Origin of the sequence: Thermodesulfatator autotrophicus (assembly GCF_001642325.1) — a bacterium.
GTDB classification, from domain to species: Bacteria; Desulfobacterota; Thermodesulfobacteria; order Thermodesulfobacteriales; family Thermodesulfatatoraceae; genus Thermodesulfatator; species Thermodesulfatator autotrophicus.
In genome coordinates this window covers 1-15,535 of record NZ_LSFI01000001.1, presented here as the reverse complement: position 1 = coordinate 15,535, position 15,535 = coordinate 1, and the positions used below count along the sequence as shown (strand labels likewise).

The following is a 15,535-nucleotide window of genomic DNA, read 5'->3' as shown; positions in this document are numbered from 1 at the left end:
TTAAAAGTTAATTTTACCTTTTGGACAGGGTGGATTTTTAAGAAGTTCTTCCAGGCTAATATCCGGGCGAAAAAGAATTTTTATGCCCAGGGAACTCAAGGCGTAAAAAAGGCCTCGGGCCTTATTATCATCAGAAGGAACTATAAAAATATTGACGTTTTGTTCTTTAAGCCATTCGGCCAACAGCACTCCGCGGCGTTTTTCCTCTTTACAATATGGATTAGAAGTTCTTTTTTGCTCAACAATTTCAGGGGGCCTTTTTTTACAATTAATAGTCAAAAACAAAAAATAAGGTGCACAGCCTAAATGAGAAGTTATTTGGCCTTTTTCATCTAAAGGAACGGCCACTTTTATCTCCTCCAAAGCCGGTGGTTCAAAATGAATTATAACCCGGTCAATATCAGGAAAGCGGTCATAAATTTCTTCTTCAATCATGGTGACGATTTCGTGGGCTTCTTCTAAAGTGTGGGCATCCAGCACCAGTTCAATCTCTAAAAAGCGATACCTTCCTGAACGGCGGCCAGCTAAGCTTTTTATTTCTACTACTTCAGGAAAAGAATTAATTATCTGGGTTATTTGAGTGATAATTTCTGATTCAAGGCCAATATCCAGAAGAACTTTAAAGGAATCAATCATTATTTCCCAGCCAATACGGAAGATGATAATGGCTATCACCAGGGCGGCTATTCTATCAAGCCAGGGATACCCAAACATTCCGCCTAAAAGGCCAATTACAATTACTACGGTGCCAAAAAGTTCTGTTTTCATGTGTTCAGCATCAGCCGCCAGACTGGGAGAGCCAGATTTTTTGGCTATACTGTATTCCCAGCGTGAAAAGGCCCAGAGGGCCCCAGTCATTATCAAAAGGCTTAAAATGGCTAGAGGGATATTGGCTACAACCAGCTTGCTTGAGGCATGAAGGGCGTTTTTGAGAATTTCATAAGCCGCTACAAAAATAAAACCCGAAGTTAAAAGGGCAGCTAAGTTTTCAAGTTTATATAATCCGTAAGGAAAGGATTCATTTTTGCGTTCAGAAAATTTTAATCCCAGGAAAACCGAAACAGAGCCTATGACATCTGTTAAAGAATGAAGGGCATCTGCTTGAAGAGAAAGGCTTCCAGCATACTTTCCCAGGGCATATTTAGCAGCAGCCAAAAAGAGATTGAAAATAGCAGCTAATAATGCTACCCGGGCAAGAGAGCGAGAATCTTCCATTATCTTCGTCTGCCCCTCAAACGCCAGCGCCAACCTCCTCGCCCTTTCGGAGGGCCAGGGTTGGTGCGCCTGATCTTTAAGCTGCTACATTTAGGGCAGGTAAAAACACGGCCAGTTCCAAAAGGAACACGCCATTTATAACCACAGGAAAAACACTCAAATTCACGATAAATTTCCACTAAAGGGCCTCCTTAGCTAATTCTTTTTAAAGAACCTAATCTTTTTGCAACTCAAAGTCAATTGCAGCTTTGGCCCTTTAAAATGGGCAATTACTATCAGCTTTAGGCCATTTACAATGGAAAGCGTTTACGGGGAATGTAAATGGCTCCTTCTGGATGGAGCTTGCTTTCGTATAGCACCAGTTCTTCTACTTCTATTGGTTCTGGTAGAGACCATTCTTTTTCCTGGTAGGTGTTAATTTTTTCCATCAAGGCCTGGCGTCTTTTAGAGGATTTTATTCTCCCAAGAGTAAGGTGAGGCACAAAGGCACGAGTTTCCATAGGAAAACCCAAGGGGACAAAGGCTTCTTCAATTTGTCGTTTTAGCCTGGCAAGTGTGGCAAGATCTCCTTCAAGGCCTGCCCATACTACCCGGGGAGAACGTGGATTTGGGAAAACTCCAAGGCCTTTAATTTTAAAATGTAACTTACCTGGTTTAAGTTTTTGGAGGACTTTTTCTATCTGGCTAATTATTTCGCTTATTTTTTCTTCTGGAACTTCGCCCAGAAACTTGATAGTGAGATGAATGCCCTCAGGCCGCACCCAGCGCACCTGGGCCCGGCTTTGGGCCAGGTCTTCCTGAATACCCTTGAGCTGTTCTTTAATGTTTGCAGGTAAACTGATAGCCAGGAATAAGCGTGCCATAACGCAAATAACGTCTTAGCCAGTCAAGAGCAGTGCTTGCCGCGTAATCCTGCACAGTGTGGCGGTTTCCTGGAAAGAGGAAACACTGGGCCACTGTGCCATCTTTACATGAAAACCCTATCCACACAGTGCCTACAGGTTTGTCCTTAGTGCCACCGGTTGGGCCGGCTATGCCAGTTATTCCTATGCCATAAGTAGTTTTGGCAAGCTTTTTAACTCCTTCAGCCATAGCCTTAGCCACCGGCTCACTTACTGCACCAAAGGTTTTAATGTCTTCTTCAGGAACTCCAAGAATTTCTATTTTGGCCTCATTAGAATAAGAAACTACTCCCCTCTCAAAATAAGCCGAAGAACCTGGAATACGGGTTATGCGAGAGGCCACCAAACCACCGGTGCAGGATTCTGCCAGCGCTAAAGTTTCCTTTCGTTCTAAAAGGAGCTTCCCTATTACGCCTTCAAGTAGGTCTTCATTTTCTCCAAAAATATAGGGCCCAAATAGTTCTTTGATTTTTTGTGAAACTTTATCAAGAAGTTTTTCTGCTTCTTCTTTTTGGGAGCCCTTTATACGCAAAGAGACGTGTATTTCCGGGGTGCAAGGATAGTAACCAATGGAGACGTTTTTCCATTGCCTTTCAAGCCCTTCCAGGGCAAGATTTACTTCAGCCTCATTCAAACCAAAGAGTTTAAAGAGCTTAAACAAAAAGATGCCTTTAAGTGGTAAAAATTTTTCTAGAAGGGGGATTACCTTTTCTTTAAGTAAAAACTCAAATTCCTCTGGCACTCCTGGCAGGCAAAAGAGGAGCTTTTCTTTTAGTTTCAAAAAGTAACCAGCCATAGGATGTTTGTCTGTAAGCAGTTCGGCCCCTTCTGGTAAGTCGGCCATTTTAAGGCGCAGGGGGTTTTCTGGAAGGCCGTAGGCTTTTTCTCGCTCTCTGATGCGTTTTTCCATCTCTTTGAATCTAATTATCTGGCGGTCAAGAGCTCTGGCTACCGCGGCGTTGGTAAGGTCATCGCTGGTGGGGCCAAGGCCTCCGCTTACAATGAGGAAGTCATAACGGTTGAGAAAATCTTTGACGTAATGTTCTATGAGGGCAGGTTCGTCGGGAATGGTATTAATTTCTTTGATTTCATAGCCTCTGAATAAAAGCTGCCTGGCTGCCCAGAAACTGGTGCGATTTAAAATGCGGCCTTCTACCAGTTCATTCCCTATAGCTAGAATTGCCCCTGCCATGTCAATTTTTTAGCATAAAGACAGATATCTCGCAAAGATTAAAAGCTTTTGTCTTTTTAGGGTTATAAACCTTTCCAGTTTTCCAGAACTTTAGATTTTTCTCAATCTAATTATTGCTTTATTTGTCATAACTTGTGCACTGTTCCAGTAAGTAACTGTTGAGAGTTTGATAATGATTATTAGAGTTTTTTTACGATAAACACTTTTAGTTTATCTTTTCTTTTGTGAATTTTTGTCTAGCACGTTTTTGTGAAAGAGAAAACTTTCTCTTATTAAGAGATTTAGAGGGCTTTTTAAGAAAAATTTTCATCTAGTCTGGTTTTAGAATTTATTTAGTAATCTATGTGTATTTCTTGGGCAATTGTTTTTTGTTTTCAGTTTTAATAAACACTATTATTGCTCAATAAGCATTAATATCTGGAGGGAATTAATGAGAACGGTTTGGAGTATTTGTGGCATGTGTACGGTTAGATGTCCTATAAAAGTTGAGGTTGACAATAATGAAATAAAATGGATAGAAGGAAATCCTTATTTATTAGGCGGCTCTCTCTGCGCTCGGGGAGCTGCAGGGGAAGCCCTGGTAAAGGATAGCGAAAAACCTCAAACACCGTTAATTCGTAAAGGTCCTAGAGGATCAGGGAAATGGGATCCGGTTTCTTGGGAGACAGCCATAGACTATCTAGCCACTAAACTGGAAAACATAATTTCCAAGTACGGTGCTCGTTCAATAATGGTTAGCACCAGGGGAGGTCCCTGGCAGGACATGTGGAAAGCTTTCTGTTTTGCTCTGGGGTCTCCCAACTATACCAACCATGATAGTGCTTGCGGCCGTAATATTCATCATGCAAGTCTCTCTGTATATGGTGTAGGAAGAAAAGGCTTTGCCTTGGATATAAAGAATACTAAACATTTGATTTTGTTTGGCCGAAATATTTTGGCTTCTTTGGGAGTGGCGGAAGTAAATCAGGTTTTAGATATGATGGAAAAAGGAGGAAGACTTACCTATATTGACTGCCGTCAAACACTAACTGGTATCAAAGCTCACCGCTTTTTTATGATTAACCCGGGAACCGATTATGCCCTCTGTCTGGGAATGATAAACGAAATAATCAACCAGAATGCCTATGATGCTGAATTTATTGAAAAATATGTGCTGGGATTTGAAGAACTAAAGAAGTTTATAGAACCTTACACTGCTGAGTGGGCGGCTAAAGAATGTGGCATAAAAGCTAAGAATATCAAAGAATTTGTATCTGAAATTGCCCAGCAAAAGCCTCAAGTGATATTCCACCGAGGTTGGATGTTATCCCGTTATAGAGATTCTTTTTATACCAGTCGTGCTATCCACATCTTAAACGTGCTTATGGGAAATATTGAAGTTCCTGGTGGACAAATTTTTACTAAAGGTGCTGCTGATTGCCAGAAAAAAGGGCCCCGTAACTTTTCTTCTTTAGTAAAAAAACCGGAAGAAAAAAGAGCTGATGGAGTGGGCTGGCGATATAAACACTTTGATGCGGGACCAGGCCTTTTTCATCTCTTTTATGACGCTATGTTAACCGAGGATCCTTATCCGATTAAAGCCTTGATTTGTTATCGTCATGACCCTTTTACCTGTTTCCCTGATCCTGAAGCCCAAAAAGAGGCCCTTGATAACTGTGAACTGCTAGTCTCTATTGACACACATTATAGTGAATTTGGCTGGTACAGTGATATCATTCTTCCTGAATCTACTTATCTGGAACGGGAGACCCCTATAGCCTTAAAAAAGGGAACTAAGCCCTATTTGTGGCTCAGGCAAAGGGTTCTTGAACCCCGTTATAATACCAAAGCAAACTGGGAGATTTTTCTCCTTTTAACAGAAAGGTTAGGCCTTAAAAACGTTTTTCCTTTTAAAGACATTGATGAGATTTGGGAATGGCAGCTTGAACCTACAGGATTCAGTATAGAGGACTTTAACGACAAAGGTTTTATTCCTTTAACTGATAAGCCCGTATTATACGACCGGGAAAAACTGGAAGGTAAATTCAAAACGCCTACCGGAAAAATTGAAATAATAAGCAATAAATTAGAAGAGGCCGGTTTTCCTTCTCTTAAACCATACGAAAGTCCTTGCAGGCCTCCCAAAGGAAAATATAGGCTTATTTTTGGTCGGTCCCCGGTGCATACCCATAGTCATACTATTAACAACCCCCTGCTTCATGAGCTTATGCCTGAAAATACCCTTTGGCTTAACGCCCGAGAAGCCCAAAAATTGGGTATCAAAGAAGGAGACCTTGTGGATATAATAGCTGATTCAGTGAAATTTACTGGAAAAGCTCATGTAACTGAATTTATTCATCCAGAGGTTGTTTATACCGTCCATGGATTTGGTCGAGAGATTCCTTATCAGACGCGAGCTTATAATGCTGGCTTTGCTGACCAAAAGCTGATGGAGGGTCTTCTTCAAAGGATGGACCCAGTAGGAGGAGGCCTTTGTCTCTGTGAGCGTTTTGTGATTGTAAGACGAAGTTCTCGTAACCCTAAAAGGAGAGTAGAGCTATGAACCGTTATATGATTTATCTAAACACAAAGCGTTGTATAGGCTGCCATGCTTGTGAAGTCCATTGTAAAACTAACAAAAAGCTTCCAGTGGGGCCAATACTCTGTGAAATAACCCATGATCCTTTAAAGAAAATAAAAGGTGTACCTAAGACTGAATTTTATTTTCGTTCCTGTTATCACTGTGAAGACCCTTATTGCATTTCAGTTTGTCCTACAGGAGCTATGCAAAAAAGGGAGGACGGCATAGTCTTTATTGAAGAAGAAAAATGTATCGGTTGTATGTTATGCGCAGGTGCCTGCCCCTGGCATGTTCCCCAGTTTAATCCTGCTACAGGAAAGGCGGTAAAGTGTGATTTTTGTAAAGACAGAATTGACCAGGGATTGAGTCCGGCCTGTGTAAGCAAGTGCACTACTAAGGCCTTAAAATTTGTGGAGATAAAACCTTTTTCAGCCTAAAAAAGAAGCGGGGTAAGACCCCGCTTCTTAAATCCACCCTAAATACCTCCCGCTACTTCTTCTCTTATTAAGCTTAAGCGGCAAAAGCTGGTAAGAGAGCGGCTGGCTTGACTGGAGCCCGCCCTGGTGAAGGATACCAGCGCCAGGCATAAGCGCTATTCCATACAGCCTGGATTGCTTTCTGGTGAAGTTTATGGGAAGAGCATTTGGCTTCAACTTTAGCCAGCACAGGGGCTCCAAGCAGGTATAAATCGCCGATAACATCTAATACTTTATGGCGGACAAATTCGTCAGGAAAGCGCAAACCGTCAGGGTTTAATATTTGAGCTTCGTCTAATACGATGGCATTATCAAGGCTTCCGCCGCGCAGAACTCCTGCCTTGCGAAGACGAACTATATCTTCAAGAAAAGCAAATGTTCGGGCAAAAGAAATCTGGGAAACATATTTTTCCTGACAAACATCTAAAGAAAAACTTTGCTTTCCGATTAGAGGGTGCGGAAAATTTATTTCACAAGAAACTTTTAACCCCTCAGCAGGACTTATAACCACCCGCCCCCTTTCATCGGTAACAACGATTTCTTCTTCTATTTGAATGTATCGTCTTAAAGCCCACTGCGGCTTACGCCCGAGGGCCAAGAATGTTTCAATAAATACTTTGGCTGACCCGTCAAAAAGGGGAATTTCTTCGCCGTAAACCCTGATAAGAAGGTTATCTATAGCCAGGCCATTTAAAGCTGAAAGGAGATGTTCTACGTAAAGGATATGATGTTTTCCAAGAGCTACGCCTGAAGCACCATCTATAGCAAAGGCGGTTTCTGGTGTTACTGGAATAGACACCGGGGTAGGTAAGTCTGCCCGCACAAAGACGATTCCGTGATTCGGTGGCGCCGGGCAAAACTCAAGAAGAATTTCCTTTCCAGAAAGGACTCCCTCTCCGCTGAGTTTGAATGATTCTAATATGGTATGTTGAAAAAGCTCCACGCCTTTACTCCCGCATTTTTTCATAATGATAATGCATTTTTTGTGCCAAAGGCCCAACCAAGGATAATCAAGATATAGCTGGCGTTAAATTTTTAAAGAAGTGTGACAACAAAAGAACAGTGTTGCCAAAAAGCTACACTCCTGGAAAACCCAAACGGCGAAGTAACTTTTCTTCTTTGCGCCATCCTTTAAGGACTTTGACCCACAAATCCAGATGCACCCTTTTGCCCAATAGAAATTCTAGTTCTTCACGGGCAAGGGTTCCTATTTTTTTGAGCATTTGGCCACCTTTGCCAATAATGATGCCCTTTTGGGAGTCTTTTTCTACATAAATGGTGGCTTGAATGACAACTAGATTGCGCTCTGGGTCTTCGTGAAACTCTTCCACCACTACGGCGGTGGCATAAGGAATTTCTTGTCTGGTAAGCATAAAAACTTTTTCACGGATGATTTCTGCTGCCAGAAGCCGCTGGGGTTGGTCTGTTAAGGTTTCAGGGTCATAATACATGGGGCCTTCAGGAAGCGTTTCAGCTATTTCTTTGACCAGCTCTTCTAGCCCATCACGTTCTAGAGCTGAGATAGGAACAATGGCCTTAAAGGGATAAATTTGAGAAAAATAGTCAATAATTGGTAACAATTCGCCTTTTTTAATTAAATCTATCTTATTTAAAGCCAGTATGGTTGGTTTGTTTGCTTTTCTTAGAATTTCTACTATTTTTTCTTCTGCTTTGGGGTTGCGGTTACTCACATCAATTATGAAGACAATACTATCTACTTCCTCTATGGCCTTAAGGGCCTGTTCTACCATGATTTTGTTAAAAAGGTCTTTGGCATCGTGAATCCCTGGCGTGTCAACAAAAATTATCTGAAAATTTTCTCCGGTTAAAATCCCTCTTATGGGAAACCTGGTAGTCTGAGGCTTGGGAGTAGCGATAGCTACTTTATAACCCAGAAGTTGATTTAAAAGGGTAGATTTCCCCACATTTGGGAGACCAATAAGGGCTACATAGCCTGAACGGAACTTGTTTTCATCAGTTTTTTCGGGTGTGTTTTCCATATTTTTCCTCCAGAATTTTTAAGGCTTTTTTGGCAGCGGCTTGCTCCGCCGCTTTTTTAGAGGGCCCTTTACCACTGGCCAAAGTTTCATCTTCAAGCTTTACTTCTATAAAAAACTTCTTGGCGTGCTCCGGGCCAGTTTCTTTTACCAGGATATATTTAGGCGTTTTTTTAAACAAGGCCTGTGTAAACTCCTGTAACAAGGTCTTATGATCAGCCAAAAGCCCTTTTTCAGCCTGTGGTAGTATGCGACTGAAAAGAGCCTTTACCACCTGAAAGGCCTTATCGTAGCCCTGATCAAGATAGATGGCGGCTATTAAGGCCTCAAAAGCCGAGGCAAGTATAGAGGGTTTTTTCCTCCCTTTGCCCCTTTCTTCGCCTGTCCCTAATAAGATCAATTTTTCCAGCTCAAGCTTTTGGGCGATACGTGCCAGGCGCTCTTCGTTTACCAGCCAGGCCCGCATTTTAGAAAGGTCTCCCTCTCTATAATTCCTGCCAAAACGATCATATAAAAGATGGCTGATAATGGCTCCGAGTACGGCGTCTCCCAAAAATTCTAAGCGTTCGTTATCACCATAAGGCCAGTCTGGATTATCCCCGATGAAAGACCGATGGGTGAGGGCCTGTAAAAAGAGAGCCTCATTTTTCAGACGAATATTTAGTTTTTGGGAAAGTTCTTCAAGCCTTTTTAAATTTTCTCTCAAAAAGTCTTTTTCTTCCATGAAAAGAAGGAATAATCAGCCTGAAAAAAGTTTCAAGGACCTTATGGATTTTAACGAGCTACAATAAATGCCTGAGGAAATTCTTGCTCAAGACGAGAAAGTAGCATACGCGCTTTTTGTAAGTCCTGGGCGGCTAATACCTGAACCCGATAAAAAGTTTTTCCATTTTTGGAAAAAGGCTCTATTCTTATGATGGGAAACTTCTTTTTTAGCTTTTCTTTTAACTTTACGGCATTGGCGTAATTGGCAAAAGATCCCACTTGGATATAATAACGCCCTTTGAATACCAGATGCGTTTGGGGACTTTCTCCCAGGGCCTGAATTCTTACAAGAGCTGTTCCTTTGCGATGCATGCCCAGGGCCCGGGCCGCGGCGTAACTCAGGTCAATAATGCGCCCTTTAACGAAAGGGCCACGGTCATTTATGCGCACTATTACCTGCCGTCCGTTTTCCAGGTTGGTAACAAGTACCTTGGTGCCCATAGGTAAAACTTTATGGGCCGCGGTATAGGCGTACATGTTGTAACGCTCGCCGCTGGCGGTTTTCTTTCCGTGAAAGCCGGGGCCGTACCAGGAAGCTATACCTACTTCCACATAGCCCTGGGCCGAAGGTAAGGGATAATAAACTTTTCCGCCAATACGATATGGTTTTTGCGTGGGGGGAACTTTGCCTGGGTATGTTTTTTTGCTAACCTGTGGGGGTGGAGCGCAACTAGCCAAAAAACTCACAAAGAGAATAACTGCTAGTAGATATCGCATGTCAAAAGAAAGTTTAGCAAAAATAAAACACGAGAAAAAGATTTTGCGCGAAAAAATCTGGGAGCTTTTAAGCGAAAAAGGAGTGGCTCGCTTTCCCGGAGCTTTTGGTCGTATCCCCAACTTTGTAGGAGCAGAGGTAGCGGCAGAAAAGGCTGCTGAAACCGAGGCCTTTAGAAAGGCTCGCTTTATTAAAGCGAACCCTGATAGCCCCCAGCTACCCTTAAGGGTGAAAGCCCTTTTTGAAGGCAAGACTATCTTTATGGCCGTACCTAAGTTAAAGGCTGAGAAGCCTTTCCTCAGGCTTGATCCGCAAAAGTTAAAAGTACATCCTTTGCGAGCGGCAACTATCAAAGGTGCCTTTAAATACGGAGAACCTGTGTCTCCTGAAGACATGCCAGAAATAGACCTGGTGATTACCGGCTGTGTAGCTGTAACTCGCCGCGGTAAACGTTTGGGCAAAGGGGGTGGGTTTGCTGACCTTGAGCTGGCTATTCTCGCCCATTTTGCTAAAATCAGTCCGGAAACACCTGTTTTAACCACGATTCACCCTTTGCAAGTTGTAGAAGAAATACCTTTGGAAGAGCACGACTTTTCGGTGGATATAATAGCTACTCCAGAAGAAGTTATTTATGCTGAAGGGCCTAAGCGCTTTGTTGATAGAATTATCTGGGAGGCTCTTTCTGAAGACAAGCTAAAAGCGATTCCCGTGTTAAAATATCTTCGGGCTAGGGAAAATGTTTCACGTGAAACAAAATGAAAATGTCTAGAATAATTGCGGTAGCCAACCAAAAAGGCGGAGTAGGGAAAACCACCACGGCCCTGAATTTAGCCGCTGCCCTGGCCATTCTTGGCCAGGAGGTACTCCTCGTTGATGTAGATCCTCAGGCTAACGCCTCAAGTGGGCTAGGTCTAAGGGGAGTCTCTCCTAATCTTTACGATATCCTTTTAAACGGAATTTTTCCCGAAAAGGCCCTTTACAAGACGGACTATCCCAAACTTGAAGTTCTTCCATCAACCATTGACTTGATTGGCTGCGAGGTGGAGCTTGCCGCCGCACAAGGGCGGGAAAGGCTTCTGGTTCAAGTAATTGGTAACCTTGCTGAGCGGTACAGATACATCATTATAGATTGTCCCCCTTCCCTGGGAATTCTTACTTTAAATGCTCTGGTAACAGCCCAGGGCGTGCTTATCCCCCTCCAGTGTGAGTACTACGCCCTTGAGGGCTTAAGTCTTCTTATTAATACGGTGCGCAAGGTCAAAAAGGCCTTTAATCCCCGCCTATATCTTTATGGTATTCTCCTTACCATGTACGATGGTCGCAATAAGCTTACCAGGCAGGTAGAGGCCGAGGTAAGGAAGCATTTTGGCCGGGCGGTTTTTGAAACAGTTATACCCCGCAACGTGCGCCTTAGTGAGGCGCCAAGCCATGGAAAACCCATTTTTGCTTATGACCCTTCCTCGCGAGGGGCAAGGGCTTATATGACACTTGCGCAGGAAATTCTAAAAAGGGAGGCTAAACTTGGCAAAGTCTAAAGAAAAAGGCTTAGGGCGAGGGCTTGAGGCTCTCCTGCCAGAAGAAGATTTCCTGGATACCCCTACAGAGATATTCATGTGTCCCATAGAGGCCCTGAGGCCTTCGCCTTATCAGCCCCGCTTGCAGAAAGACAAGGGTCTTGAAGAGCTGGCCTCTTCGGTAAAAGAAAAGGGCCTTCTTCAGCCAATTTTAGCCCGGGAGATTACGCCTGGGATTTATGAAATCGTAGCAGGTGAGAGGCGTTTTCAGGCCGCTCGCCTGGCTGGCCTTGAAAAAGTGCCGGTAATTGTAAAGGAGTTGTCGCCTCAGGAGGCCCTTGAACTTGCCCTTATTGAAAACTTACAGCGAGAGGATCTAAATCCCATTGAAGAGGCCCGGGGCTACCAGCGTTTGATGGAAGAATTTGGCTTGACTCAAGAAGAAGTGGCTCAAAAAGTTGGCAAAAGTCGAGCAGCTATAGCCAATACCCTCAGGTTGCTAAAGCTGCCAGATTATATTCAGGAAGACATTTTTGAGGAGCGCCTTTCAGCAGGGCATGCCCGGGCCCTGCTCGGCCTTGCAGAAAATGAAACCCTGCTTAAACACGTGAGAGATGAAGTAATCAAGCGAGGGCTTTCTGTCCGGCAAACAGAAGAACTGGTCAAAAGGCTTAAAGCCGGTGCCAGGACTAAGAAAAGAGAAAAGCCTAAAGATCCTAATCTCCTGGCCCTTGAGCAGGAACTGGCGGAAGTTATTGGGGCTAAAGTGAAGATTTCCTGGGGAGGCCAAAAGGGCAAGCTGGTGATAGAATTTCATTCTTCGGAACAATTTGAAAATTTTCTGGAAAAACTAAGGGGCTAATGGCTATACATCTTTTGATAGACGGCTATAATCTTTTACATCAGATCCCAGAGCTTGCCTTTCTTATGCAGGAAGATCCAGAAGAAGCCCGCCAGGCCCTTCTTAAACAGCTTCAGGAATACCAGCGTATAAGGCGCCATAAGATAACCGTGGTGTTTGACGCCTGGGACCGGGCGGAACCACGAAGTGAAGTTTCTATAAAAGGCATACGCGTAATATTTACGGCCCAGGGGGAAACTGCTGATGACTATATAAAACGTCGTGCTGTTAAGGAAAAAGAACGGGTAGTGGTTGTTACTTCTGACCGGGCTATAAGGAGCTATGTGGAGACTTATGGAGCCATTTCTGTAACCTCACGGGATTTTCTGGCCAAGATGGAAGCTGCTTTTTACGAAGAAATGAAAGGGGAAAAGCTTTCTCCTGAACCCATCCCGGGGAAAAAACTCCCTAAAAAGGCCAGACAAAGGCTGGCCAAACTGGCCAAACTTTAAAATTTTTGTAAATCAACCTCACTTTATTAGAAATTGTTAATTCACAGGTGCGAGCAGTTCCTTGTGTTGCCAGTGAAAGAAAAAAACCTATATTTAAGGAGATCCTGGCTGCGCCAGCGGCCTCGCTATAACGCTTTACGCTCTCACTGCGAGTCCGTATGGGCTAAGTTCTCATTTGATGGCAAAATTGCTTAGTAAAATTGTGTTCAGGTGAAGAAATATGGTGCTCTTAAATGACGTAATAGTTCTTCTGGGTTCAGCTTTTGTGGCAAGCCTTATTGGCAATCGTTTTAAAATACCCAATATCATCAGTTTTATAATTGCCGGGGCCCTGATAGGTCCTTATGGTCTTCATTTGATAAAAGCCGAAGAGGCGGTCCACTTTTTAGCTGAGTTGGGGGTGGTCTTGCTCCTTTTTACTATAGGTCTTGAGTTTTCTCCGGCGCATCTAGCTCGTTTACGAAAAATAGCACTTCTTGGCGGAAGTTTGCAGATTTTTCTTACGGCCTTAATAACAGGCTTTCTTGGCTTTTTAATATTTAAACTTTCGCCTTCGGTTTCGTTTTTTCTGGGGGCTTATTTGGCCTTAAGCAGTACAGCCATTGTTCTTTCTCTTCTTCAAGAAAAAGGTGAGCTTGATACGCCTTATGGTCGGGCCTCTCTTGGAATTCTTCTTTTTCAGGACATGGCCATTGTTCCTCTCATGCTACTGGTGCCTTTTCTGGCAGGGGAATTAAAAGCTGATTTGGGCCTCCTTTTCATAACGGTAAAAACCATTGTACTTTTTGGCGGAGCTTATGTGCTAAGTCGCTGGGTGCTTGGCTTTTTTATGGACTTCGTGGCGCGCACCCGTAGTCGGGAGTTATTTTTATTGGCCACTCTTACCTTTTGTTTGTTAGTAGCCTGGCTGGCTAATTTGGCCGGGCTTTCTCTTTCGTTAGGGGCTTTTCTGGCAGGGTTTATTTTGGCCCGTTCTCCGTACAGCCATCAGGCCACGGCTAATATTCTGCCTTTTAAAGACCTGCTTATTTGTATTTTCTTTGTTTCTGTAGGCATGTTTTTTGACGTAAGGCTCTTTGCGAAATATCTACCCCTTATTTTAGGGGGGACAGTGGCCATATTTTTTATAAAAAGCTGCGTGATTTTCGGCATATTGCGTTATATTTTGCGTTATCCCGTGCACATAGCTTTTCTGGTGGGAGTTAGTCTTTTTCAGATTGGAGAATTTTCTTTCGTGCTGGCTCAGGAGGCCCTGAAATATGAGCTAATAAAGCTTGATACGTTTCAGTTGCTTTCTTCAGTTTCTATACTCACCATGCTTTTAACTCCTCTGGTTATTAGCTTTGCCAAGCACCGTTTACCAAAGGCGGTAGATGAAACCGCTTGTCCTCTGGTGCCGGCTAATCACATGATTATTGTAGGCCTAGGAGTAGCTGGCATGGCCCTTCGCACCGCCGCCAAAAAAGTGGGTATCCCTTACGTTATTATTGAGATGAACCCTGAAACAGTTAGGCGCGAAAAGGCGGCAGGAGAGCCTATTATTTTTGGAGACGCTACTTACGAATACATTTTGCGCCAGGCTGGCCTTGAGAAGGCCAAAGTGCTCGCCATTACTATTCCGGATTGTAAGTCTGCCCGGGTTATTGTTGGCCTTGCCAAGCACATCAAGCCGGATATTTATATCCTGGTTAGAACGCGCTATGCGGCAGAGATGAAGAGTTTTCTTGAGCTGGGAGCCGATGAGGTAATCCCTGAAGAACTGGTGGTGGCCTTGAGTATGTTTGCCAGGGTGATGCGCCTTTATCTGGTGCCAGAAGAAGAAATTCAACAGCACCTGGAAGAATTTGCCAGAAAACATTATGCATTATTTAGTCGTGACGTTTCTGAAGATGCCGCCAGAGGCAAAAGACATAAGCAGCTTAAAGGTGGAAAATAAAGTGGTTACTTTCAGAAACCTATGCAAAATATTTTTATTAATAGTCCCTAGTTTCAGAGACTGCTTCGCCTGTTCCGAGAAATCTTTCGCAGTAACAAGGTGAAAATGCACCCCTTGTATTGACAACGCGGCCAAGTTATTGTGAGGCCCTAATTTTTCTGTAATTGCAAGGCCTCGTCAGAGGCCGAAGCAATCTCAGCTCGGCAGTCTCAGAGACTGCTTCGCTTGTCCCGAGCGGAGCGAGGGATCTCCTCGCAGTGACAATAAGGGAATGTACTTCTCGCACGATAATAGGGAAAGGCTCCTCGCAGTGACAGGGAGAAGAGTCATGGCGAGTTACTCACCCCTATCTTGCGAGCCACTTACCCCTCTATCATTGCAAGCCGCTCACCCCTATCTGGTGAGCTACTCACCACCCTGTCATTGCGAGCTACGAAGTAGCGAAGCAATCCCTGTCGCGAGGAGATACAGTCGCCGTGGCGATCTCAGATGCCTTAACAAACTATCACAAGAGTGAAAGCTAATTTTTGCCTGTAAGCATCAAAAAAGCTTGCCAGAGCCCAAAAAACTTTTATCAGTTTTTGAGCTAATTCCGGATTTTAAAAAGTTTTAATCTTAAAATTTCTCTTTCCGATATTTAGTTTTAGATTCCCTTGGGGGGCAAAAATGTCTTTGAACTTAGATCCTTTAGCAAGTAAAAACTTCTTTTTGAATGACTTTAACAATATAGAAAAAAACAGTTTTTCCTGTTCCTGGGTAAACACTTTTAACTTCACTCCTGAAGAAAAGATTTTTTTAGCCCAGGTCCCTCACATAATTCCTCTTGAAAAAATATGGCAGGAAGTTTTTGAAGATATTTTTAAAACTCTGGGGATTAAAATTCATAGTGTTTCGTCAACTGTGTCCGCAG

General features: G+C 43.4%; 16 protein-coding genes. 8 read left to right on the top strand and 8 right to left on the bottom strand.

The genetic code is table 11. The features are described 5' to 3' along the window. From TH606_RS00080 to TH606_RS00065, 4 genes are all read right to left on the bottom strand, one after another. Positions 1-1,215 carry a cation diffusion facilitator family transporter gene (locus tag TH606_RS00080; protein ID WP_068540353.1) on the bottom strand — a complete coding sequence of 405 codons (1,215 nt, stop codon included), beginning with the start codon at positions 1,213-1,215 and terminating at the stop codon, positions 1-3. Further along, positions 1,215-1,394, bottom strand: a complete 180-nt coding sequence (locus TH606_RS00075) for a glycyl radical enzyme family protein (protein ID WP_068540352.1) — start codon at positions 1,392-1,394, stop codon at positions 1,215-1,217. Before TH606_RS00075 ends, TH606_RS00080 begins: the two co-directional genes overlap by 1 nt. A gap of 111 nt (positions 1,395-1,505) precedes the next feature. Continuing rightward, a complete protein-coding gene (thpR, locus tag TH606_RS00070) occupies positions 1,506-2,078 on the bottom strand; it encodes an RNA 2',3'-cyclic phosphodiesterase (RefSeq protein WP_068540350.1) in 573 nt (190 codons plus the stop codon). After that, positions 2,035-3,309: a CinA family nicotinamide mononucleotide deamidase-related protein gene (locus tag TH606_RS00065; RefSeq protein ID WP_068540348.1), complete on the bottom strand. Its 1,275-nt coding sequence runs from the start codon at positions 3,307-3,309 to the stop codon at positions 2,035-2,037. Before TH606_RS00065 ends, thpR begins: the two co-directional genes overlap by 44 nt. A 430-nt stretch (positions 3,310-3,739) precedes the next feature. Between TH606_RS00065 and TH606_RS00060 the strand changes: the two genes are divergently transcribed. Together TH606_RS00060 and TH606_RS00055 are read left to right on the top strand one after the other, a co-directional pair. Beyond that, positions 3,740-5,851, top strand: a complete 2,112-nt coding sequence (locus tag TH606_RS00060; protein ID WP_068540346.1) for a molybdopterin-containing oxidoreductase family protein — start codon at positions 3,740-3,742, stop codon at positions 5,849-5,851. Then, positions 5,848-6,306: a 4Fe-4S dicluster domain-containing protein gene (locus TH606_RS00055; RefSeq protein WP_068540344.1), complete on the top strand. Its 459-nt coding sequence runs from the start codon at positions 5,848-5,850 to the stop codon at positions 6,304-6,306. Before TH606_RS00060 ends, TH606_RS00055 begins: the two co-directional genes overlap by 4 nt. Before the next feature lie 73 nt (positions 6,307-6,379). Here TH606_RS00055 and lpxC read toward each other — a convergent pair whose 3' ends face one another. The 4 genes from lpxC to TH606_RS00035 form a co-directional block, all read right to left on the bottom strand. Continuing rightward, positions 6,380-7,288: a UDP-3-O-acyl-N-acetylglucosamine deacetylase gene (lpxC, locus tag TH606_RS00050; protein ID WP_068540342.1), complete on the bottom strand. Its 909-nt coding sequence runs from the start codon at positions 7,286-7,288 to the stop codon at positions 6,380-6,382. Positions 7,289-7,421: 133 nt separating this feature from the next. Continuing rightward, positions 7,422-8,345 carry a GTPase Era gene (gene era, locus TH606_RS00045; protein WP_068540340.1) on the bottom strand — a complete coding sequence of 308 codons (924 nt, stop codon included), beginning with the start codon at positions 8,343-8,345 and terminating at the stop codon, positions 7,422-7,424. After that, entirely contained in the window at positions 8,320-9,066 is a 747-nt protein-coding gene (rnc, locus tag TH606_RS00040; RefSeq protein WP_068540338.1) for a ribonuclease III, read from the bottom strand. The genes era and rnc overlap by 26 nt, the downstream gene beginning before the upstream one ends. A gap of 50 nt (positions 9,067-9,116) precedes the next feature. Continuing rightward, positions 9,117-9,794, bottom strand: coding sequence for a septal ring lytic transglycosylase RlpA family protein (locus TH606_RS00035; RefSeq protein WP_231887710.1), 678 nt, complete (start codon positions 9,792-9,794; stop codon positions 9,117-9,119). A 28-nt stretch (positions 9,795-9,822) separates the two neighbouring features. Here TH606_RS00035 and TH606_RS00030 point away from each other — a divergent pair, with 28 nt between their 5' ends. The 6 genes from TH606_RS00030 to TH606_RS00005 form a co-directional block, all read left to right on the top strand. Further along, on the top strand, positions 9,823-10,581 hold the full coding sequence (locus TH606_RS00030; RefSeq protein ID WP_068540334.1) for a 5-formyltetrahydrofolate cyclo-ligase: 759 nt from the start codon (positions 9,823-9,825) through the stop codon (positions 10,579-10,581). Positions 10,582-10,583: 2 nt separating this feature from the next. Next, positions 10,584-11,357, top strand: a complete 774-nt coding sequence (locus TH606_RS00025) for a ParA family protein (RefSeq protein ID WP_068540472.1) — start codon at positions 10,584-10,586, stop codon at positions 11,355-11,357. Then, positions 11,344-12,198 (top strand): ParB/RepB/Spo0J family partition protein, encoded by an 855-nt coding sequence (locus TH606_RS00020; RefSeq protein ID WP_068540332.1) that lies wholly within the window; start codon positions 11,344-11,346, stop codon positions 12,196-12,198. Before TH606_RS00025 ends, TH606_RS00020 begins: the two co-directional genes overlap by 14 nt. Beyond that, the gene (locus TH606_RS00015) at positions 12,198-12,689 is read left to right on the top strand and encodes an NYN domain-containing protein (protein ID WP_068540330.1); all 492 of its coding nucleotides are present in this window, start codon (positions 12,198-12,200) and stop codon (positions 12,687-12,689) included. The genes TH606_RS00020 and TH606_RS00015 overlap by 1 nt, the downstream gene beginning before the upstream one ends. A gap of 220 nt (positions 12,690-12,909) precedes the next feature. After that, positions 12,910-14,625 (top strand): cation:proton antiporter, encoded by a 1,716-nt coding sequence (locus tag TH606_RS00010; protein ID WP_068540328.1) that lies wholly within the window; start codon positions 12,910-12,912, stop codon positions 14,623-14,625. Between the two features lie 666 nt (positions 14,626-15,291). Beyond that, the coding region (locus tag TH606_RS00005) for a hypothetical protein (protein WP_157627813.1) at positions 15,292-15,535 on the top strand (244 nt) is incomplete at its 3' end.